Here is a 22,472-nt window from a genome sequence, read left to right on the forward strand (position 1 = left end):
CGTCACAATCCGCGGCCGGAACGGGGGCGCCTCGGCTATATCACCGCGGGCCCACGCGCAAGTCCCTGAATTACATATCGGAATATCACACACAATGATGCGGGAACAGGTGCCACCTGGTCACAATGGAGGCCGGATTCCCGGACTCCGAAGGGGCAGACACCAGCGTGATAGCGAAGCTGACACCGCAGGACGCCGACTTCTTCCGCCTGGAATCGACCACGCACCCGGTGCACATCGGGTCGCTGGCCGTACTGGACAACACCGCCGAAGACGGCGGTCGGATCCTGGACTACCAGGGGCTGGTCGATCTGGTGGAATCACGCCTGCCGCTCATACCGCGATACCGGCGCAAGGTGCGCGAGATTCCGCTCTCGCTGGGCCGGCCGGTCTGGGTCGAGGACAGTCGCTTCGATATCACCTACCACCTGCGCCGTTCCGCGCTGCCGTCACCGGGCAGCGACGAGCAGCTCTACGAACTGGTCGCGCGGCTGGGATCCCGGACGCTGGACCCGAGCCGCCCGCTGTGGGAGATGTACCTGATCGAGGGGCTGGCCGGGGGGCGGTGCGCCCTGTACACGAAGTCCCATGCCGCGCTGATCGACGGGCACGCCGCTCTGGAGATCGGGCATGTCGTCGTGGACGGAGCCGAGTCCCCGCGGGAGATCGCCGACGACTCCTGGCTTCCGGGACGCGAACCCAGCGATACCGATCTGCTGCTGGGGGCGCTGGGCCATCTGGTGGCTCAGCCCGGATCCGCGGTGGAGGTGCTGCGCGAGGTCGGCGCGGGCACCGCCGGACTGATCGGCACGGCCGGCCGGACCCTGGACGGTGTGGTCTCGGCGGTGCGGTCGGCGGCGAGCAGCACCCCGGACAGCCCACTGAACGCGCGAACGTCCCGGCAGCGCAGGTTCACGGTGGCGGTGACCGATCTCGCCGACTACAAGCGGGTGCACCAGCAGGTCGGCTGCACGATCAACGATGTCGTGCTGGCGGTGGTGACCGGCGCGCTGCGCAACTGGCTGCTCTCGCGGAACAAGGGACTCACCGAATCGAGCGTGCTGCGCGCGGTGGTGCCTATGTCGGGGTACGACGGCGACCCGGGGACCGGCCGCAGCCTGCCCAGCGGGATCACCCCGTTCCTGATCGACCTGCCGGTGGGCGAACCGAGCCCGGTGATGCGGCTGTCCCATATCGCGCATGCCACCGCGGAGGACGCCCGCGACCGGCACGGAGTCCGCGCGCGGACCCTCGTGCATCTCGCCGGCTTCGCTCCGGCCAGCCTGCACGCGATGAGTGTGCGGGCGGCGAGTACGTTCGCAGACCATACGTTCAATCTGGTGATCACCAACGCGCCCGGCCCGCAGACTGCGATGTTCGTCGGCGGGGCGCGGATGCTGGAGATGTACCCGGTTTCGCCACTGCTGCGCAACCAGGCGACGAGTATCGGGATCACGTCCTACGACGGACGGGTCTGCTACGGACTCAACGCCGACCGCGAGGCGATGGCCGATATCGGTGTGCTGGCCGCGTCGGTGCCCGAATCGATGGAGGAGATACTCGGTGCCTGCCTCTGACCGCAAAACCATGCGTGTGTACGTCCCGGCCACGGTGCCGATGCTGCGCGAACTCGTGGAGAAACGGGAGCTGCACGCGGTCGGGGGGACGGCGTTCGCGCTCACACCGGCATTGCGTGAGGCCTACGCGTCGGGTGACGACGAGGAGCTGGCGGAGGTCGCCATGGCCGAGGCGGCGCGGGCGGCGCTGCGGCTGCTGGCCGAGGAGGTGCACGGTCCCGGTACTCCGATGTACCGGCGCGCGGTGATCGCGGTGGACGCCACGGGCGCCACCCTGCGGCCGGACCTCGACGACGCGGTGGTGAAACTGGACGGACCGATCCAGTACAAACGGATCGCGTCGGTACACCTGGATCTGGCCGAGGCCGAACCGGCGGTGGCCAAGGCGGTGGACATCATCGACGCCGCAGATCTGGGCGATGAGGACGCCGAGTTCGTCCTCGGCGACGCCGAGGACCATCAGCTCGCCTGGTACGCCACGCAGGAACTGCCCTTCCTCGTCGACCTGCTCTGAGCCCGGACCCTGTGACCGGGGACGGCCGGGGCGCGCGCGGACTGTGAGCCGCAACCGGGGCCGCGGTCCCCGCTCACCTGGGCCCCCAGCGGAACCTACGATGCCGTAACCTGGTGCCACGGCGCGCCCCGGGCGCGGAACCACAGGAGAAGAACAGCGCAAATGGGCAGGAAACCGAACGCGAAGACGGTGCGCGGTGTCAAGGATTGGCTGGAGGCGCCGGCGGCCGGCATCGCCGAACGCGGCGGCAAACTGAATCTGCTGCGAGGGGCGGTGGCACGGGCGACCACACCACTGCTGCCCGACGACTATTTGCACCTGGCCAACCCGCTGTGGTCGGCACGGGAGCTGCGCGGCCGGGTGGTCGACGTCCGCAAGGAGACCGCCGATTCGGCGACGCTGGTCATCAAACCCGGCTGGGGATTCGACTTCCGGTACGAACCCGGGCAGTACATCGGTATCGGGATCCTCGTCGGCGGCCGCTGGCATTGGCGGTCTTACTCACTGACCAGCCCGCCCGACTGGAACGACCCGCGCTACGGCAAGAAGGTCATCGCCATCGCGGTGAAGGCCATGCCCGAAGGGTTCCTGTCGAGCCACCTGGTCAACGGCGTGTCGCCCGGCACCGTCGTGCGGCTGGCAGCCCCGCAGGGCGCGTTCGTACTGCCGTCGCCCCCGCCGCCGAAGGTGCTGTTCCTCACCGCCGGCTCCGGGATCACACCGGTGATGTCGATGCTGCGCGCGATGGACCGCCGCGACGCGGTGACCGATGTGGTGCACATCCACTCGGCCCGTACCGCCGAGGACGTGATGTTCGCGGCCGAACTCGACGATCTACACAGCCGCCGCCCCGGGTTCGTCTCGCATATCCACCTCACCGGAGCGAACGGCAAGTTCGCCACCACTGCCCTGGACGAGCTCTACCCGGACTGGCGGGAACGGCAGACCTGGGCGTGCGGGCCGCTGGGGATGCTCGACGAGATCGAGAAACACTGGCATGAGGCCGGTCTGGGGTCGGCGCTGCACGTCGAACGATTCGAGGTGGAGCGGTCGGCGACCACCGAGGGCGGCACCGTCACCTTCGGCAAGAGCGGCCGGTCGGTCACCGTGGACGGCGCCACGACCCTGCTGGAGGCCGGTGAATCCGCCGGTGTTCAGCTGCCGTTCGGCTGTCGGATGGGTATCTGCCAGACCTGTGTGGTGACCTTGAGTGCGGGACATGCCCGCGATCTGCGCAACGGCACCGAACGGTTCGAAGGAGAAAAGGTGCAGACGTGCATCTCCGCCGCGGCGGGTGACTGCACGCTCGAGGTGTGACGAATACGGTTCGCCCGGCAACGGTGCCCTACGGGTACGCTCGGACTGAACCGTAGGTCGCTTCCCGGGTGCGGGAAGAATCCCGGACCCGGGAAACCTCTTCGGCGTTTCCGACCTATCCCACTCTCGTCTTCGCATACTGCGCCTACAGAAGGGACGCCGGTGGCTATCACCGACATCAGAGCCTTTGCCCACCTCACGGCCGAGGATGTCGAGACACTGGGGCAGGAGCTCGACACCATCCGCCGATCGGTCGAGCAATCCCTGGGCGAACGGGACGCCAAATACATCCGGCGCACCATCACCGCCCAGCGCGGTCTGGAACTGGCCGCGCGCGCCGTGCTGTTCGGCAGCCGCAACCGCTGGGCCTGGCTGAGCGGGACCGCGATGCTGTCCGTCGCCAAGATCATCGAGAACATGGAGCTCGGGCACAACATCAGCCACGGTCAGTGGGACTGGATGAACGATCCGGAGATCCACTCCACCAACTGGGAATGGGATATGACCGGCCCATCCGCCCAATGGCGCCGAGCGCACAATTACTCCCACCACACCTACACCAATGTGCTCGGCAAGGACGAGGACCTCGGCTTCGGCATTCTGCGGATGACCCGCGACGAAGCGTGGCGGCCGATACACCTGGTGCAACCGGTCGCCAATATCGTCCTGGCCGCGTTGTTCGAATGGGGCATCGCCCTGCACGATTGGACCATCGAGAAACAGCTCTCCGACACCCCGCGTTTCCAGGTCCTCTCCGAACCGAACAGACTGTTCGGCCGCAAGATCGCCCGGCAGGTGACCAAGGATTTCCTGATCTATCCGGCCGTCACCGGACCCGCCTTCATGTCGACCCTGAAGGCGAACGCCACCGCGAATCTGATCCGCAATCTGTGGGCCTACGCGGTGATCTTCTGCGGACATTTCCCGGACGGCGCGGAGAAGTTCACCGAGGAACAGCTCGAAGGCGAGACGCCCGGTGAATGGTATCTGCGCCAGATGCTGGGCAGCGCGAACTTCTCGGCAGGCCCGGTCATGGGGTTCATGAGCGGCAATCTGAGTTATCAGATCGAGCATCACCTCTTCCCCGATCTGCCGAGCAACCGCTATCCCGAGGTAGCGGTCGGCGTGCGCGAACTCTGCGAGAAATACGATCTGCCGTACACCACCGGATCGCTGGGCAAGCAGTATCTGCTCGCCTTCCGCACCATCCACAAGCTCGCCCTACCGGACCGATTTCTGCGCCGGACCGCCGACGATGCGCCCGAAACTTCCTCCGAACGTAAATTCGCGGGGATCACGCTGCACGGCGGGCCGGAGAATCGGCCGTGGAGTATCGATCCGGCGACCGGAAAGCGGCGCGGGCTGCGTTCGGCCATGCACGAAGCCAAGATCGTGCTGCGCGCCAAGGCCGAGCACGAAAAGGAAGTGCTGCGCGGTGCGGAGCGGACCCTGCGGGCCAAGGCCCGGCAGGAGAAAGACCTGCTCCGGCGCGCACGACACGCACTGCGCAAGTCGGCCGCGTCCAACCCCGCATAATCCGTTCATCGCATTCATCGGCTCACGTAACGATCGCCAGCCGGTGTGCGATCATGAACCGAGATCCCACGGTGACGCATAACAGCGGCATTTCCGCTTGACATATCATCCGGCTTTGGGACGCGCAATAGGGCGCACACCACATTTTCTACGTAAATCTCCAAACCTACGGTGTCGTAACTTACGGTAGGGTAGCCGCCATGGCTATCTCGGATGTTCAGGAATACGCCCACCTCACCGAGGCGGATGTGGAAGCGCTCGGAGCAGAGTTCGACGCGATTCGCCGGGACATCGAATCGACGCGGGGCGAACGGGACGCCCGGTATATCCGCAATGTCATCCGATTGCAGCGCGCACTCGAAATCAGTGGCCGCACCGTCCTGTTCGCCAGCTTCCTGCCCCCGGCCTGGTTGGCCGGCGTGGCGCTGCTGGGCACCGCCAAGATCATCGAGAACATGGAGATCGGGCACAATGTGATGCACGGCCAGTGGGACTGGATGAACGATCCGGAGATCCACTCCACCCACTGGGAATGGGACAACGCGGGTCCGTCCAAACACTGGAAGCACACCCACAACTACCTGCACCACAAGTACACCAACGTGCTGGGAATGGACGACGATATCGGCTACGGCCTGCTGCGGGTCACGCGCGATCAGCGCTGGAAGCCGTTCAATATCGGCAACCCCGTCTACAACCTGGTGCTGCAGTCGCTCTTCGAATACGGCGTCGCGATCCAGCATCTCGAACTCGGCAAACTCGCGGCCGGAAAGTTCGCACCGGGAACCCCGGAACGGGCCGAATTCGATCGTAAGGCCGACGAGGTATTGGCCAAGGTCAAAAAGCAGGCGCTCAAGGACTACGTCGTCTTCCCGTTGCTGACCGGCCCCTCGTTCTTCCACACACTCACCGCGAATCTCGCGGCCAATGTGGTCCGCAATGTCTGGACCAACGCCGTCATCTTCTGCGGCCACTTTCCCGACGGCGCGGAGAAGTTCACCAAGGCCGACATCGACGACGAGACCCAGGCCCAGTGGTACCTCCGGCAGATGCTGGGCAGTGCCAATATCTCCGGCAGCAAGCTCATGCACTTCATGACCGGCAACCTCAGCCATCAGATCGAACACCACCTGTTCCCGGACCTGCCCAGCAACCGGTACGCGGAAGTCGCGGTCCGGGTGCGCGAACTCTGCGATAAATACGACCTGCCCTACACCACGGGCTCGCTGCCGGTGCAGTACTTCAAAGCCTGGCGCACCATCGCGAAACTCGCGCTGCCCAACAAATACCTCCGGCACACCGCCGACGATGCCCCGGAAACCGCCTCGGAACGGAAGTTCAACGGGCAGGCGGTGTCCACGATCGACCCGGTCACGGGTAAACGTCGCGGACTGCGCACCGCGATCACCGAAGGACGGCGCCGGATCCGCCGTCGCGCGGCAGCCATGGCGAGCTGAGCCTCGAAGCGCCGGCCACGCACGGGGTCGGCGCACACAGACATCGCGTCCACCCGGACGGTCGCCATCCATGGCCGGGCCCACCCGGTCCTGCAGCCACTGAGCGCAGCAGTAAGAACCTCGGTCACGAGGGCCTCGACCCGCGACGCCGTAGGCGACGCAAACCCCCACAGTCGGGGCCCGCCCCGGTTCTGCAGCGACTGAGCGCGTGCGCACCGCCGACCATAGATCGGCAACCATCGACCACTGGCAGGGTCGTGAACCTACCCACACCGGCCAAGACACACGTCAGCCCTCACCTCTCGCCCCGTCCGGATGGTCCACCTCCGAGGTCGGGGCCCGCCCCGGTTCTGGACCGACGGAGCGAAGGAGCGCAGCAACCGATCGCGTGCGCACCGCCGACCATAGATCGGCAACCATCGACCACTGGCAGGGTCGTGAACCTACCCACACCGGCCAAGACACACGTCAGCCCTCACCTCTCGCCCCGTCCGGATGGCCCACCTCCGAGGTCGGGGCCCGCCCCGGTTCTGGACCGACGGAGCGAAGGAGCGCAGCAACCGATCGCGTGCGCACCGCCGACCATAGATCGGCAACCATCGACCACTGGCAGGGTCGTGAACCTACCCACACCGGCCAAGACACACGTCAGCCCTCACCTCTCGCCCCGTCCGGATGGCCCACCTCCGAGGTCGGGGCCCGCCCCGGTTCTGGAGCGACAGAGCGAAGGAGCGCAGCGACTGAGCGGCGGAGTGAAGAACCGGGGTTAACGAGGGCCCCGACCCGCGCCGCCGAAGGCGGCGCAATAAACACAGCCCCGACCCGACCCGTCGCAGGCGGGGCAAATAAGTTCGTCACCGTGTGTGCTGCGGAGATGAGTGTGTACGAGGCCATCAGGACCCGCCGGGACGTCCGGGCCGAGTTCACCGGTGATCGGATCGACGACGCGGCCCTGTGGCGAATCCTCGGGGCCGCGCATTGCGCGCCCAGTGTCGGCAATTCTCAGCCCTGGGATTTCGTGGTGGTGCGCGACCGGACGACGTTGCGGACGTTCGCGACTCATGTAGCGGCGAAAAGGCACGAGTTCGCGCGCTCTCTGCCCCCGGAGCGCGCGCGGACCTTCGAACCGATCAAAGTCGAGGGGATCGAGGAGAGCGGTACCGGGATTGTGGTCGTCCATGACGATTCCCGTGGCGGCCCCCAAGTTCTCGGCCGGGCCACCGTGCCCGAAACCGGGCTGTATTCCACCATTCTCGCTGTCCAGAATCTCTGGCTCGCCGCGACCGCCGAGGGGATCGGGGTGGGGTGGGTGTCGTTCTACGACGAACCGGTCCTCGCCGATCTGATCGGCCTGCCCGGTGGCGTCCGGCCGGTCGCCTGGCTGTGCGTCGGTCCGGTCAGCGAATTCCAGCGTGTCCCCGATTTGGAACGCTTCGGCTGGCGCGACCGGCGGCCGCTGCGCGATGCCGTCCATCGGGAGCGCTACGGGGACAACGGTCGCGCACGATAAAACCGACCGGCCCCCTGTGGACCGGTCGGCGCGAGTGTCGGCTAGGCGAGCCTGATCAGACCGTAATCGAAGGCGTGCCGGCGGTAGACCACCGACGGCCGATCGGTTTCCTTGTCCTGGAACAAGAAGAAATCGTGGCCGACCAACTCCATTTGATAAAGCGCGTCGTCGACCGTCATCGGGATCGCCGAGTGCACCTTGGTGCGCACGATATGGCCGGGCCCCTCGTATTCGGGATAGTCGGCCTCGAAGTCGGAACGCTTCATACTGCGCTGCGCGTGGTCGTGCGGGATATCGAAGAGTTCGCCGGGCAGCGCGTCCTCGGCCAGCTCGGCAGTGGCGTCGTGCACCGACAGCGGGGTCTTATCGCCGTAGTGCACGCGGCGCCGATCCTTGGTGCGGCGCAGACGGCTCTCCAGTTTCGCCGTCACGGCCTCGAAGGCGGCGTAGAAACTGTCCGCGCAGGCCTCGGCGCGCACGATCGGGCCCTTGCCACGCGCGGTGATCTCGACCCGCTGGCAGCTCTTGCGTTGACGACGATTGCGTTCGTGGAAGAGTTCCACGTCGAAGAGGAAGATCGATGGATCGAAACGCTCCAGCCGGGACAGCTTCTCCGACACATAGATTCGGAAATGATCGGGGACCTCGACATTGCGGCCCTTGACCACGATTTCCGCGCGGGTGTCCCGTGGTCGGTCGAGCTGATCGTCCAGCTGCGTCTCGGCGGTGTCCTGTACTGAAGGTCGTGAAGAAGTCGTCACGCGTACCTCCCGGATCTGGCCGCACACTTCCGACGTATGCGGCGGGATGAAACGGTACCGGCCACGTCGGATCTAGTCGGCCGGCACTTGAGTCCGAGGCCCACCTCCAAACTCCCGGAACGGGTGTGTGAACGCGACGCTAGTACGCGGATCCGACGTTCGCCACTGTTCACGCAAATTTCCCGGATTCACACGGCACAAGTCACGAATACGCCATCGAGGCATAAACCGGTGGCCGTCAGGGCACGCGCGCACGCGTTCACCGTCGCACCTGTTGTCAGTACATCATCGACCAAGACGACCTGGGCATTCATCGTCCGGACAGGCATCGGCGCGGCGCTCACCCGGCCGCGCAGATTGCGGTCGCGCTCGCGCGCCGACAGGCCTGCCGAATCGCGGACTCCCCACCACACTCGCAGACAGGACAGCACCTGGCAACCGTGCAGCGACTGGGCCGCTACCAGCGCGCATCGCGATACCGGATCGCCACCACGCCGCCGCGCCGCGGCCCGCCGGCTCGGCGAGGGTACAAGTATCAGGGGACGGCCGGGGGCCCGCAACTCGGCCAGCCCGGCGGCCAGGGCGAGGCCGAGCGGCCGCGCGAGATCCCGCCGGCCCCGTTCCTTCGCCGCCAGCACCGCCTGCCGGGCCGGTCCGCGATAGCGGCTCGACGCCCAGCACGGCACCCCGGGATCGGTACGTGGATACACCCGGATCGGCGGCCCGGACAGGCTCCGGGCGCATTCGGGACACCACCTCGTCCCGGGCCGGCGACATCCCCCGCATTCGGACGGTACGACCAGATCCAGCAGTGTCCGCATAACGGGAGTGTGCCGGTGCGCACCGACAAGCCCGGCCGGGAATCAGCCGGGCAGCACCGGAACGGCGTCCGCGCCCAGGCCGGGAACTTCGCGCCAGTAGGGATCGCCGCCCTCGGGCGTGCGGGTGAACTCCAGCACCGCGCGCGAATCGGCGACGTACTGCCGCTCGATCGAGGCGGTGACCTGCCGGACCGGCGGAGTGAGATTGCGGCCGCCGAGCGAAGCCATACCGGATCCGTCGATCTTCACCGTTCGCACGGGATCGACATTGCCGCCGCTGGCCAGGATGATCGTATCGTCGCTGTACCAGTCGACCGAGGTCGCGGCCGTGCTGAGCTCGATCGCGATCTGCTGCGGTGAGGTGAGCGCGTAGCTCCCGTCCGGGCGGCGCAGCACCATCGCGATGTACACCTTCCCGTCGGCGATCAGCACGGCGCTCACGCCGTTGCGGGAGATCCGCAGCTCGGTGATCGGCAGCTCGAAGGCGGGGCCGGAATCGGGCGCGAACAACTGGGCGGTGTCGACCTCCTGCACCGAAACGGTGCCGGTATCGCGATTGGTGACGGCCCGGATCACCCGGTTGCCGTCGATGACCGCCCAGGCCGCACTGCCGTCGTCGGTCCACGACGGGCGGGTGATGGCGCCGCCTTCGGCGACCGGGAACGCGTTGCCCCCGTAGCTGCCCACCATCAACGTGCGCTGCGGCTGCGGCGGCTGACGGCCCGCGTCAGCGACCGCGGCCACCAGCTTCCCGTCGGGCGACAACCCCACCGATTGCAGGTTCTGCACCTCGCCGAAATATCCCGGCGCGGACGCCGGAGCACGGTTGTCCTCGACCTTGACCAGCTTCCCGTTGCGCAACGCGTGCAGTCCGATCAGCGCCTCGGGCTGCACGGAATCGGCGATAGATCCCAGATCGTTGAGCGACCAGCCGTTGCCTGCGAATCTCTCGTCCAATGGACGGCCGTCGTCGAGCAGCATGTAGGGGCCCAGGACGTCGGCGCCGGCCAGGGTCAGCACCACCTGGGCCGCGAACAACTCGCGGTCGCGCGGGCTCAGATCGCCGATCCCGGTGAAATCGATCCGCACTCCGCCCAGGCCCACGCCGACACCGACCGGATCACCGTTGGCCTTGGTGACCGTGCCGCGCACCGCGACGGGCGGCGCCAGATAGTTGCGCACAACCGGAGCGATATACGGCTGCGGTCCGGCGATCAGCTTGTTCACCAACTGCTGCGCCAATTCGTCGGGCCGGCCCGCCACCCAGCGCAGATCGGGCGCCACGTGCTGACCGTCGGAGGTGACGAAGTAGAGGGCATGCCGCCGGTAGGACTGCGCGAAGGCGCTGTATTCCATCACCACGCCGTCGGGCAGTTCGTCGATACGCCACTGACCGTCGATACGGGTCATCTCGATCTTGTTCTCGATGATCCCCTCGACGGCGTGATACGACCCGTCCGCGGCGAGTTCGCCGACCTTGCGCGCGCGCAGCACATAGGTCGCCTCGTTCTCGGTGCGGGACTCGCGCAGGGTATCCGCGCGTTCCACGATCACATGCGAGTCCACGTCGTTCCACTGGGTCGACGCGGCCGGGGTCATGTACTGCCGCGCGGCCAGATGGCCGTCCGTGGGATCGGCGGTGGCCTGCAGGAAATCGCGCAGCAGCAGATCCGGGTCGCGTCCCGGGGTGGGCACCGGCGGGCCCTCGGCCGTCGGTTCCTGATTGATCGTGCCCAGCGCCTGGGGTTGCGAGGAGTCCGGCAGGTTCGCGCACCCCGCCGCGGCGGCCAGACCGGCCACCGCGACCACTGCGACGAAGAACCGGCCCCACCGTAGGCGCGCGGTCATGATTTCTGGTCTCCGCTGTCGGGGCGCACGGCGCCTCCGTCCGGTGGCCCGGTCGACCCCGGCTCACCGGAGGCACCGCGGTCCGGGTCCGAACCCGGTGCGGGTGTATCGGAATCCGGATCGGCGCCCGCGGATCCGGCCGGCGACGATTCACCTTCCGGCTCGCCGGGCGTACCGGAGGCAGGCGAGGTGTTCGGCTCGACGGGAGTTTCCGGTCCGGCGGCAGTCTCCGCGGCCGCGGCTGCTTCCGGAACTCCGGGCGTTTCCTGGACCGCCGGTTCGCCGGTCGTCGCGCCGTCGGCCTCGGTAGTGGTCGAGGGTCTGGGCGCCCAGGGTTCGGTGTCGGACACCGGCGGCCCGAGTTCCACCCGATCCGCGCCGCCGCGCTCGCTTTCGGTGTGCGGTCGACGCGGCGCCCGGCGCATCCCGGGCTCCAGCGGTAGCGGACTCTTGCCCAGTTTCTGGCCGCGGACCAGCGGCAGGGTCAGCCGGAAACTCGCGCCGACTCCGGGCCTGCCCCATGCCTCGAGTTTGCCGTCGTGCAGGTTCGCGTCCTCGACGCTGATCGACAAGCCGAGCCCGGTGCCGCCGGACCGGCGCATCCGCGACGGATCGGACCGCCAGAACCTGCTGAACACCAGTTTCTCCTCCCCCGGCCGCAGACCGACACCTTGGTCCCGGACCACAACCGCCAGGGCGTTGACGTCGGTATCGCCGCGCATCCGGATCATGACCGGTTTGCCCTCGCTGTGGTCGATCGCATTGGCGAGCAGGTTGCGCAGCACCCGCTCCACCCGGCGCGGATCGACCTCGGCGACCACCGGTTCCTCGGGCAGATCGATCACCACTTCGACCGCGGCGTCGCGGGCCAGATGCCGCACTGTGGAGATCGCCGCGCGCACGCACATCCGCACATCCAGGGATTCCACCTGGAGTTCGGCGACACCCGCGTCGTGCCGGGAGATCTCGAGCAGATCGTTGAGCAGCCCCTCGAAGCGGTCCAGTTCGGTCACCAGCAGCTCGGCGCTGCGGGCCAGCGCGGGATCGAGATCGTCGCTGCTGCCGTGGATCAGGTCGGCGGCCATCCGCACGGTCGTCAGCGGGGTCCGCAGTTCATGGCTGACGTCGGAGGTGAAGCGGCGTTGCAGATTGCCGAATTCCTCGAGCTGGTTGATCTGGTTGGACAGACTTTCGGCCATTTCGTTGAAGGCCTTCGCCAGCCGCGCGATATCGTCGTCGCCGCGTACCAGCATCCGTTCCTTGAGTCGGCCGTCGGCGAAACGGCCCGCGATCCGGGCGGCGGACCGGATGGGCAACACCACCTGGCGGGTCACCAGCGCGGTGATGGCGGCCAGCAGGATCAGCAGCACCACCCCACCGACCAGCATGGTGCCGCGCATCAGCGCCAGGCTGCGCTCCTCGTTGCCCAGCGGGAAGATCAGATAGATCTCCAGGGTGGGCACCTCGGCGCTGGGGCTGCCGATGATCAGTGCGCGGCCGTGATAACTGTCCGGGTCCGAGACCGTGGCGAACTGGTAGCTGACCTGGTTGCGCTGGACGAAACGGCGCAGGGCGTCGGGCACCTGTTTGATCGGGCCCGCGGTGATCACGGTCTGCGGAGTTCCACCGATCATGCTCAGCGCCGAATTGAAACTGCCCGCGGCGCCGCCGGTCTGGTTCGAATCGCCCCGGTTGGACAGGGAGTCGCGGGCGTCGTCGAGACGCTGCTGCTGGCTGGTGATGTCGTGGACCCCGGCCAGCTGCCCCTCCACGGTATTGCGGACGCGGTCCATCTCCTCGACACCCGCGCTGATCTTGGCGTCCAGCAGCCGGTCGGTGATCTGACTGGTCAACACCACACCGAGCACGGTGATGACGATCAGCGACAAGGTCAGTGTCGATACGATGACACGCAATTGCAGCGAACGTCGCCAGAGCAGCCCCAGCGATTTACCGACGTGCTGGAACCATTCGTTGAGCGGTGCCAATGCCCGCCGGACGTCGGCGAGACGCCCGGTTTCCCCGACTTTCCGACCGGCGCGGGACCCTACGCGGTCACGCAACGTACCGCCTCCGGACCCGGCTCGAACCGGATCACGGCGGACCGGCCTTGTACCCCACACCGCGCACGGTCAGAACGATCTCGGGATTCTCCGGATCCTTCTCGACCTTGGCGCGTAGTCGCTGCACATGGACGTTCACCAGCCGGGTGTCCGCGGCGTGCCGGTAGCCCCAGACCTGTTCGAGCAACACCTCGCGGGTGAACACCTGGCGGGGTTTCCGGGCGAGCGCCACCAGCAGGTCGAATTCCAGCGGCGTGAGCGAGATCTGCGCGCCCTCCCGAGTGACCTTGTGGGCCGGAACATCGATCACCACATCGGCGATGTTCAGCAGCTCGGCCGGCTCTTCCTCGGTGCGACGCAGCCGGGCCCGCACTCGGGCCACCAGTTCCTTCGGTTTGAACGGTTTGACGATGTAGTCGTCGGCCCCGGATTCCAGACCGAGCACCACATCGACGGTATCGGTCTTGGCGGTGAGCATCACGATCGGCACACCGGAGTCGGCGCGCAGCACCCGGCACACGTCGATGCCGTTCATCCCGGGCAGCATGAGATCGAGCAGCACCAGATCGGGCCTGATCTCACGGACTGCCGACAGGGCCTGGGTGCCGTCGCCGACCACGTGCGGATCGAACCCCTCGCCCCGCAGGACGATGGTGAGCATCTCCGCGAGCGCCATATCGTCGTCGACGACCAGAATCTTCGGCTTCATAGTTACTATGTTGTCATCTCCCGCGCTCGTAACGGGTCGCCACGCCACACAGTGGCGCGTTCCCGCCGGATATCCAACACTAATTCGCGACCAATGCGGCGAGCCGCGCGGCCAAAAGGTTCATTTCGTCGGCCGGTCGGCCGGAACCTTCTTCTTCGGTGGACCGGAAAACCCACCAGGTTCCATACCAATCACGCCGAGCAAGATCACGGTACACCGCGGCGGTACGTTCTTGTAATCCGCCGTCGCGTTCATAGGCGTCCAGCGCCCGGGACGCATCGAGTTCGACTCGGCGGCGGGCCCGTTCGGCGGCGATCTCGACCGGAACATCGAGCAGCAACTGCACCCGCGGTACCGGGAGTTCGAACCGGCCGAACTCCAATTCCCCCACCCACCGCACGATTTCCCCGTCCGCCGACTGACCGAGCCGCGCCGCGTTGTAGGCGGCATTGGAGGCCACATAACGGTCCAGGACGACGATATCGTTGTCGGCTAGCAATTTCGCCAGTTCGTCGGCGGCCCCCGCCCGGTCGAGCGCGAACAGAGCGGCCATGGCATTCACCGACCCGGCCAGATCGCCGTGCGCCCCGCGCAGCGCCTCGGCGGCCAGATCCGCATGGACCGACCGCCCGTACCGCGGGAACGCGAGAGTCTCCACCCGCAGTCCGCGACTGTCGAGCGCGGCCGCCAATTCGGCGATCAACGTCCGTTTACCCGCACCGTCGAGGCCTTCCACCGAGACCAGCACACTCATGCCGGGCAGCCTACTCGGACGACTGTGCCCGCCCGGAGGAGCGGGCGGGCACAGTCGGAGACCGGATGGACGAGGGGATCAGTACCGGTAGTGCTCGGGTTTGAACGGGCCCTCGACATCGACATTGATGTACTCGGCCTGGTCCTTGGTGAGCTTGGTCAGCGTGCCGCCGAGCGCCTCCACGTGGATACGGGCGACTTTCTCGTCGAGCACCTTGGGCAGGCGGTAGACCTCGTTGTCGTATTCCTCGGGCTTGGTCCACAGTTCGATCTGCGCGATGACCTGGTTGGAGAAGCTGTTGCTCATCACGAACGAGGGGTGTCCGGTGGCGTTGCCGAGATTCAGCAGACGCCCCTCCGAGAGCACGATGATCGCCTTACCCGAATCACCGAACGTCCACAGGTCGACCTGAGGTTTGATATTCAGCTTCGTCGCGCCGGAACGTTCCAGGCCGGCCATATCGATTTCGTTGTCGAAATGGCCGATATTGCCGAGAATGGCCTGGTCCTTCATCGCCTTCATATGCTCGAGGGTGATGATGTCCTTGTTGCCGGTGGAGGTGACGACGATATCGGCGTGACCGATGGCCTGCTCCACGGTCACCACGTCGTAACCGTCCATGAGCGCCTGCAGCGCGTTGATCGGATCGATCTCGGTGACCTGGACTCGGGCGCCCTGCCCGGCCAGCGATTCCGCGCAACCCTTGCCGACGTCGCCGTAACCACAGATCAGCACCTTCTTACCGCCGATGAGGACATCGGTGCCGCGGTTGATGCCGTCGATGAGCGAATGCCGGGTGCCGTATTTGTTGTCGAACTTCGACTTGGTGACCGAATCGTTGACATTGATCGCCGGGAAGGTCAGCTCGCCGGCCGCCGCGAACTGGTACAGCCGCAGCACGCCGGTGGTGGTCTCCTCGGTGACGCCCTTGACGCTCGCCGCGATCTTGCCCCACTTGCCTTTGTCGGTTTCGAACCGCTCCCGCAGCAGGTTCAGGAAGACCGTGTACTCGGCGGAATGCTCGTCATCGGCCGGGGGAATCACACCGGCCTTCTCGAACTGGGCGCCGCGCAGCACCAGCATGGTGGCGTCGCCGCCGTCGTCGAGGATCATATTGGCCGGCTCCTGCGGCCAGGTGAGCATCTGCTCGGCCGCCCACCAGTACTCCTCCAGCGTTTCGCCCTTCCAGGCGAAAACCGGGACGCCCTGCGGCGCGTCCACCGTGCCGTGCGGGCCCACCACCACGGCCGCGGCGGCGTGATCCTGGGTGGAGAAGATATTGCACGAGGCCCAGCGCACCTGCGCGCCCAGCGCGGTGAGGGTCTCGATCAGCACAGCCGTCTGCACGGTCATGTGCAGCGAACCGGAGATCCGGGCGCCCTTCAGCGGAGCGACATCGGCGTATTCGCGGCGCAGGGCCATCAGCCCCGGCATCTCGTGCTCGGCCAGCCGGATCTCCTTGCGGCCGAATTCGGCCAGCGCCAGATCCGCGACCTTGTAGTCGACGCCGTTGCGGGTATCGGCGCTAGGAGAGGTTCGAGGCAGTTCGGAGGTCGTCATCAGCGTGGATCAGCCTTCTCTCGGTATCGGTCTCGATCGCAAGGCTAGCCGGTTCCCGGATGCCGCGGTGTGGGTGTACCGGTCGCCACGATCACGTGAGTGGGCGCTCCGCGACTATGCCGCGATCGGCCCCTGGGTCGCCGCGAGGACTCGCTCCCGCTTGCCCGGTGACAGATTGGCACGGGTGATATCGCCGTCGTAGTGGGCCAGCACCCGCTTGTCCATGACTCGCCGCCACAATGGCGGAATCGCGGCGAGTATCAGCATGGTCGCGTATCCGGCGGGCAGTTGTGGCGCCTCGTCGGAGCTGCGCAGCGTCTGGTAACGACGTCCTGGATTGGCGTGGTGATCGCTGTGCCGTTGCAGGTGGAAGAGGAAGATGTTGGTGACGAGGCGATCACTGTTCCAGCTGTCGCGGGGTGTGCACCGCCGGTACCTGCCGTCCGGGCGGCGTTCCCGGAGCAGGCCGTAGTGCTCGACGTAATTGATCGTTTCCAGCAGCCCGACGCCGAGTGCGGCCTGCAAGAGCAGATACGGCAGGATCTGCCAGCCGAAGATCGCCACCAGGGTGCCGAAGAGCACCCCGGTCATGGACCACGCTTGCAGGATGTTGTTGCGCGGAGACCACCACCCGCTGCCGGTGCGCCGCAGTCGTTCCTTTTCCAGGGAGATCGCGGAGCGGAACCCACCGCCCACACTGCGCGGCAGGAACTGCCACAGACTCTCGCCGTACCGGGCGCTGGCCGGATCGTCGGGAGTTGCGACCCGCACATGATGGCCGCGGTTGTGTTCGACGAAGAAATGCCCGTACCCGGGTTGCGCGAGGACGATCTTGGCAATCCAGCGTTCCAGGCGCTCGACGCGGTGCCCGAGTTCGTGTGCGGCATTGATACTGATCCCGGCGACCAATCCCAAGGTGGCGGCGAGACCGGTTTTGTCGACGAAACTCAGTTCGGATCCGGCCCACAGTGAACCGGCACGGGCGAGTCCGATCAGCTGGATGGGCAGGAAGAGGTAGGTACACCAGCGGTAATAGCGGTCGTTGGACAGGGTTTCGTAATCTTCGTCGCGTGGGTTGGAGCCGTCGTCGCCGACCATCAAGTCCAGCACGGGAATAATCCCCAACACGATGATCGGCCCGATCCACCAGAACACCGCCAGGCCGGTGTGCAGCACCAGCTCGTAGGGCAGCATCGCACAACCGGGGGCGATCAGTCCGAGAACCCACAGTAGGCGTTTGGGATCGGGCGAGCCGACCGACTTACCAACCAATTGCACGTTTTTGCCCCGCTATTGAAACCGACCTGCAGCGGCCTACATAGTTGCAGAATCCGCGTCACTGATGGGTCCTTGTTCGCACCAAAAGTGAAGACCGTTACACGGCTATACCGTACCGACAGCCCGGTTCCGTCAGGCATCGGCACTACCGCATCCCGACCGCTATCGACCAACTCCCTGACAGGATTCGATATCTCCCAGAAGTGGCGAACGCAGCGAACTCACCGCAACTGGCGTTCGGCGAGCACAGCGGCCACATAGGGGCTGAACACCCGGCCCAATTCGGCCGGTGCATCGTGGCCCGGACCGGGCGGAGTCGGTATATAGCTGATCGCCAGGCGGACCAGCGCCCGCGAAAACGTCTCGGCCTGAGCCGAGGTGGGCGCGATCCAACTCCGCTGCATCACAGTGGACAGTCGTTCGGTGGCATGGGCGATCAGCGGCCCCGCGTCCAAGGTGATCAGCCGCAGCAGGTCCAGCTTGACCTCACCGAGCAGCAGCGACTGCACCAGCGGGTCCTGCGCGGCGTCCCGGAAATAGCTCGCCAACCCGTCGCGGATCGAGGCGTCGGCGTCCCCGATATTGGCGGCCAGCGCCGTTTCCACATGGTCGACGAGATCATCGGCGAGCCGGATGGCGTAGGCCTCGGCGAGCCCGCCGCGCGAGCCGAATTCGTTATAGAGCGTCTGTCTGCTCACCCCGGCGCCGGCCGCCACATCGGTGAGCGTGATCTTGGACCAGTCGCGTTGCCACAGCAGATCGCGCATCGCGTCCAGGATGGCTGTGCGCAGCAACTCACGCGCAGACCCCTGGGTGGCATTCCGGGATCCGGTGCTCGGCATATCAGCGACACTTGCACGAACGGCCTGGTGAGTCAAAGTTTCAAGTTCGCTCGATTTCGATCATGAAGAAATCCGACTTGGCCGCGCCGCAGTCCGGACAGGTCCAGTCTTCAGGGATGTCGTCCCACCGGGTCCCGGGCGCGATCCCATCGTCCGGCCAGCCCAGGGCCTCGTCGTATTCGAATCCGCACTGGGCACATTGATACAGTTTGTATTCGGTCACGGGCCACCGGCCTTTCGGTCGATCGGGCCCACCCGGGGAGTCAGGGCCGGGCGGGGACAGGCTCGAAATCGATTTTCTCCCGGACCGAACAGTCCGGGCAGCACCAGTCGTCGGGCAGCGCCGACCAGGGCGTTCCTGGCGGGAAGCCCTCGTGCGGGGCACCCGCGGCCTCATCGTAGAGGTATTCGCACACCGGACAGCGATACATACTCATTCGGTCGCCCCCGCTGTGGCCGTGCCGTAGCGGGCGAGCACCCGGTCCCGCACCGGCGGGTGGATATTGGCACGGGTGATATCGCCGTCGTAGTGCGCGAGCACGCGTTTGTCCATCACCCACCGCCACAGCGGCGGAAAGTAGGCGAGCACGATCATGCCGGCGTATCCGGCGGGCAGCGCCGGGGCGTCGTCCCACGTACGCAGTGCCTGGTAGCGACGAGTCGGGAAGGCGTGGTGGTCGCTGTGCCGCTGGAGGTGGTACAGGAAGATATTGGTGACCAGGTGGTCGCTGTTCCAGCTGTGCGCCGGCGTGGGACGTTCATATCGCCCGGAGGGGGTGCGGCGACGGGCCAGGCCGTAGTGCTCCATATAGTTCACCGCCTCCAGCAGGCTGAAACCGACAACCGCCTGCAAGAGCAGATACGGCAGTAGTTCCGGTCCGAACACCGCGACGAGTCCGGCGAAGAGCACCACGGTCAGCAGCCACGCGGTCAGCACATCGTTGCGCCGGCTCCACGGCCCGGAGCCCAGCCGCGCCAACCGCGCACGCTCGAGCGCCCAGGCCGAGCGCACACCGCCCAGAACCGACCGCGGGAAGAACGCCCAGAAACTCTCGCCCAACCGAGCGCTGGCCGGGTCCTCGGGGGTCGCGACCCGCACATGGTGACCACGATTGTGCTCGATATAGAAGTGACCGTACGCGGTCTGCGCGAGCGCGATCCTGGACAGCCGGCGTTCGAGACCGACCTTCTTGTGCCCGAGTTCGTGGGCTGTATTGATCCCGACGCCGCCGATCACCCCCAGCGTGACGGCCAGTCCGATCTTGTCGACCAACTGGAGTCCGCCGTCGATCACCGGCATGGGCACCTCGTCGGCGGTGATCAGGTAACAGGCCGCCATCAGAGTGGCGTACTGGCACGGCAGGTAGAGATAGGTGAGGTACCGGTAGTACTTGTCGTTCTCCAACGCCGCCATGACCTCGTCGGGCGGATTGGACCCGTCCGGCCCGGACAGCAGATCGGCGAGCGGGATCACCAGGTAGATCACGATCGGACCGAGCCAATAGGCGATGTGGATGAATCCGGGCTGCCCCATCAGGGCGAGCACCGTCACCAGCGGCACGCCGATGGTGAAGAGTCCAGTGGGGGCCAGCAGGCCCCACAGCCACAGATAGCGCTTGGGGTCGCGCCACGATTCGGGCGGAGTCGATACGTAGGGCTCGGCAGACATCGCTGTCTCACTTCTAGTAGGGCCCGGCAGGCATCGCTGCTGTCTCACTTCCACACACCGGCACGCTCTGCTGCGCGCAACACTCCTTCGACGGTAAGCGTGGGAAGGCCCCGAAGTGGACACGTTTATGAGTTCGGTAAAGAACGGATTCGCCTTGACGCATACGTTATGCGGCGGTCGTGACGTCCCCCCGCGACGCCGCCGCTCGAACCCCGACGACCGAGCGGCGGCGCCGTCAACAAATCAGGACATCGGCATCCGGTGGGAGCGCGTCCACCGGCCACCACCGCAGATCGGTGGACTCGGCGCTGCGCACCGGCACCGCGTCCGGCGGCGCGGTGATCCGGAACAGCAGATCCAGATGACGGGTCGGTTCACCCAGCGAACACGTGATCGGATGTGCTTGAGCGCCATAGAGTTCCGGGTCCAGCCGCAGGCCCGCGATACCGGATTCCTCGGTCGCCTCACGCAGCGCGGCCGCGGCCACCGTCTCATCGGTGACCTCACAGTGCCCACCGAGCTGGATCCATCGCCCGACCCGGGGGTGCAGGGTCAGCAGCACCGCACGGCCGTCGTGGGAGAACACCACGGCAGAGGCCGTGATGTGCCCGGGCGCATGCTCACGCAGACAACCACGCGGCGCCGAACCGAGAAAGGCCAGCACGGCCTCCCGCAGCGAAGCCTCGCCGCCGGTATCCGGTTTCCACGCGGTCAGCAGATCGGTCGCCGAGGCGTGCAGCGATTCGACGCTCACAGTTCCACCAGACCCGCGCCGAGGTCGCGCGGCGCACGCGGCAGCAGTTCCTCGATCGGATGCCCGACGGCGACAGCCCCCAGCGGATTCCACTCCGCGTCCAGACCGAGCACGTCACGGGTGATCTCCGGCGCGAAGATCGTCGATCCGATCCAGCAGCTGCCCAGACCCTCGGTGGCGAGCGCCACCAGCAGCCCCTGTACCGCGGCCCCGGCCGCGACGGTGAACATGGTGCGTTCCGCGGCGCGGCGCGGCTCGTCCGGATAGTCGTGGGCGCCGTCGGGGACACAGAACGGAATGATCACCTCCGGGGCGTCGAACAGAATGCGGCCGCGCTCCACCCGGCGCTCCACCCGCTCGGAATCCACCCCGTCACCGGCCAGATCGGCCCGCCATTTCTCGGCCATGGCGGTCAGCAACCGCTCCCGGCGGTCCCGGTCGCGCAACCACACGAAACGCACCGGGCGGGTGTGATGCGGCGCGGGGGCGGTCAACGCCACCGCGATCGCGGAGCGCACCTGATCCGGGTCGACCGGGTCGGGCGCGAAGGCACGGACCGAACGCCGCATCAGCACCGCCTCGGCACGGCCCTGCCGCAGCGCCTCGGCGGTGCCGAGCCAGAACAGGTCGTCGGTGCCGGGACGGACCAGATCCGTAGCGGTGGAACCGTCGTCGGTGAACTCGAGACCCCGCACTACCGCGATCGGGACCCCGCCCAGTTTCCCCTTCACCAGATCGGCGGCGGCGGCCAATTCGTCCGCGATCGCCACCTGGGTGACCTGCAATTCATTGCCCTGACCGTCAACGGTGCCCGAATAGTCGTGCAGCACACGCAATCCCGCGGATCCGATCGCCACGTCGATCTGGCCGTTGCGCCACGCGCGGCCCATGGTGTCGGTGACGACCACAGCGACGTCCACACCGAGACATGTACTGAGCGCCGAACGCAGACCCTTCGCGCTCCCATCGGGATCGGCAGGCAGCAGAACCAGTTCGTCGCCCTCGACATTGGACCCGTCCACGCCCGAGGCGGCCTGCACGATGCCGAGACGGTTCTCGGTGATCAGCGTCCGGCCGCGCCGGGCCACCACCCGGACCGCCTCCTGTTCGACCAACCGCCGCCGGGCGGCGTCGCGCTCTTCCGGATCGACCGGGGCCGCGACGATCCGGCCCTCGGCCTTGGCGACGATCTTGCTGGTGACCACCAGAACGTCACCGTCGATCAGCCACGGCGCCCGCGCCGAGATATGTTCGGCGAGATCGTCTCCGGGGCGGAACTCCGGTAATCCGGTGATGGGCAGAACCTGCAATCGCGCCGCACCGTGGTCGGCTGTGTCTTTTGCCCCGCCTGCGGGGGGGCGGGTCGGGGCCCTTGTCAACCCTGGTTCTTCACTCCGCCGCTCAGTCGCTGCGCTCCCTCGCTCCGTCGCTCCAGAACCGGGGCGGGCTCCGACTGTGGGGGATTGCGCCGCCTCCGGCACCGCGGGCCGGGGCCCTCGTGA

General features: G+C 66.8%; 20 protein-coding genes. 6 read left to right on the top strand and 14 right to left on the bottom strand.

Features of this window, described 5'->3' with window-relative positions:
* The first annotated feature begins 167 nt into the window (after positions 1 to 167).
* The 6 genes from OG804_RS17150 to bluB all read left to right on the top strand — a co-directional run bounded on the left by OG804_RS17150 (position 168) and on the right by bluB (position 7,911).
* Complete coding sequence (locus OG804_RS17150) at positions 168 to 1,577, top strand: WS/DGAT/MGAT family O-acyltransferase (RefSeq protein WP_328387715.1); 1,410 nt, start codon at positions 168 to 170, stop codon at positions 1,575 to 1,577.
* 10 nt (positions 1,578 to 1,587) lie between these two features.
* Entirely contained in the window at positions 1,588 to 2,091 is a 504-nt protein-coding gene (locus OG804_RS17155) for a DUF6912 family protein (RefSeq protein WP_328398472.1), read from the top strand.
* A 162-nt stretch (positions 2,092 to 2,253) separates the two neighbouring features.
* Positions 2,254 to 3,408, top strand: a complete 1,155-nt coding sequence (locus tag OG804_RS17160) for a ferredoxin reductase (RefSeq protein ID WP_328387717.1) — start codon at positions 2,254 to 2,256, stop codon at positions 3,406 to 3,408.
* A 162-nt stretch (positions 3,409 to 3,570) separates the two neighbouring features.
* A complete protein-coding gene (locus OG804_RS17165) occupies positions 3,571 to 4,944 on the top strand; it encodes a fatty acid desaturase family protein (protein ID WP_328387719.1) in 1,374 nt (457 codons plus the stop codon).
* A gap of 200 nt (positions 4,945 to 5,144) precedes the next feature.
* Positions 5,145 to 6,401 (top strand): fatty acid desaturase family protein, encoded by a 1,257-nt coding sequence (locus tag OG804_RS17170; protein ID WP_328387721.1) that lies wholly within the window; start codon positions 5,145 to 5,147, stop codon positions 6,399 to 6,401.
* A gap of 874 nt (positions 6,402 to 7,275) precedes the next feature.
* A complete protein-coding gene (gene bluB, locus OG804_RS17175; RefSeq protein ID WP_328387723.1) occupies positions 7,276 to 7,911 on the top strand; it encodes a 5,6-dimethylbenzimidazole synthase in 636 nt (211 codons plus the stop codon).
* A 41-nt stretch (positions 7,912 to 7,952) separates the two neighbouring features.
* Here the strand turns inward: bluB and hpf are convergent, their stop codons facing one another.
* From hpf to OG804_RS17245, 14 genes are all read right to left on the bottom strand, one after another.
* Positions 7,953 to 8,672: a ribosome hibernation-promoting factor, HPF/YfiA family gene (hpf, locus tag OG804_RS17180; protein WP_442941555.1), complete on the bottom strand. Its 720-nt coding sequence runs from the start codon at positions 8,670 to 8,672 to the stop codon at positions 7,953 to 7,955.
* A gap of 188 nt (positions 8,673 to 8,860) precedes the next feature.
* A complete protein-coding gene (locus OG804_RS17185; RefSeq protein ID WP_328387725.1) occupies positions 8,861 to 9,493 on the bottom strand; it encodes a ComF family protein in 633 nt (210 codons plus the stop codon).
* Positions 9,494 to 9,535: 42 nt separating this feature from the next.
* Positions 9,536 to 11,341 (bottom strand): MtrAB system accessory lipoprotein LpqB, encoded by a 1,806-nt coding sequence (gene lpqB, locus OG804_RS17190; protein ID WP_328387727.1) that lies wholly within the window; start codon positions 11,339 to 11,341, stop codon positions 9,536 to 9,538.
* On the bottom strand, positions 11,338 to 13,329 hold the full coding sequence (mtrB, locus tag OG804_RS17195) for an MtrAB system histidine kinase MtrB (protein WP_328398474.1): 1,992 nt from the start codon (positions 13,327 to 13,329) through the stop codon (positions 11,338 to 11,340). The genes lpqB and mtrB overlap by 4 nt, the downstream gene beginning before the upstream one ends.
* Before the next feature lie 106 nt (positions 13,330 to 13,435).
* Positions 13,436 to 14,113, bottom strand: coding sequence for an MtrAB system response regulator MtrA (gene mtrA, locus OG804_RS17200; protein ID WP_442941556.1), 678 nt, complete (start codon positions 14,111 to 14,113; stop codon positions 13,436 to 13,438).
* A gap of 79 nt (positions 14,114 to 14,192) precedes the next feature.
* Positions 14,193 to 14,867: a dTMP kinase gene (locus OG804_RS17205; RefSeq protein ID WP_328387729.1), complete on the bottom strand. Its 675-nt coding sequence runs from the start codon at positions 14,865 to 14,867 to the stop codon at positions 14,193 to 14,195.
* A 78-nt stretch (positions 14,868 to 14,945) separates the two neighbouring features.
* Entirely contained in the window at positions 14,946 to 16,427 is a 1,482-nt protein-coding gene (gene ahcY / locus OG804_RS17210) for an adenosylhomocysteinase (RefSeq protein WP_328387731.1), read from the bottom strand.
* A 114-nt stretch (positions 16,428 to 16,541) separates the two neighbouring features.
* A complete protein-coding gene (locus tag OG804_RS17215) occupies positions 16,542 to 17,621 on the bottom strand; it encodes an alkane 1-monooxygenase (protein WP_328398478.1) in 1,080 nt (359 codons plus the stop codon).
* A 305-nt stretch (positions 17,622 to 17,926) separates the two neighbouring features.
* Entirely contained in the window at positions 17,927 to 18,547 is a 621-nt protein-coding gene (locus OG804_RS17220; protein ID WP_328387732.1) for a TetR/AcrR family transcriptional regulator, read from the bottom strand.
* Between the two features lie 40 nt (positions 18,548 to 18,587).
* The gene (locus OG804_RS17225; RefSeq protein ID WP_328387733.1) at positions 18,588 to 18,770 is read right to left on the bottom strand and encodes a rubredoxin; all 183 of its coding nucleotides are present in this window, start codon (positions 18,768 to 18,770) and stop codon (positions 18,588 to 18,590) included.
* 40 nt (positions 18,771 to 18,810) lie between these two features.
* Positions 18,811 to 18,984, bottom strand: a complete 174-nt coding sequence (locus tag OG804_RS17230; protein WP_328387735.1) for a rubredoxin — start codon at positions 18,982 to 18,984, stop codon at positions 18,811 to 18,813.
* On the bottom strand, positions 18,981 to 20,216 hold the full coding sequence (locus OG804_RS17235) for an alkane 1-monooxygenase (protein WP_328387737.1): 1,236 nt from the start codon (positions 20,214 to 20,216) through the stop codon (positions 18,981 to 18,983). Before OG804_RS17235 ends, OG804_RS17230 begins: the two co-directional genes overlap by 4 nt.
* 235 nt (positions 20,217 to 20,451) lie before the next feature.
* Positions 20,452 to 20,970, bottom strand: coding sequence for an NUDIX hydrolase (locus tag OG804_RS17240; protein ID WP_328387738.1), 519 nt, complete (start codon positions 20,968 to 20,970; stop codon positions 20,452 to 20,454).
* Positions 20,967 to 22,349 carry a coenzyme F420-0:L-glutamate ligase gene (locus OG804_RS17245; RefSeq protein ID WP_328387739.1) on the bottom strand — a complete coding sequence of 461 codons (1,383 nt, stop codon included), beginning with the start codon at positions 22,347 to 22,349 and terminating at the stop codon, positions 20,967 to 20,969. Before OG804_RS17245 ends, OG804_RS17240 begins: the two co-directional genes overlap by 4 nt.
* Positions 22,350 to 22,472: the final 123 nt, after the last annotated feature.

Source organism: Nocardia sp. NBC_00416 (genome assembly GCF_036032445.1).
Taxonomy (GTDB): domain Bacteria; phylum Actinomycetota; class Actinomycetes; order Mycobacteriales; family Mycobacteriaceae; genus Nocardia.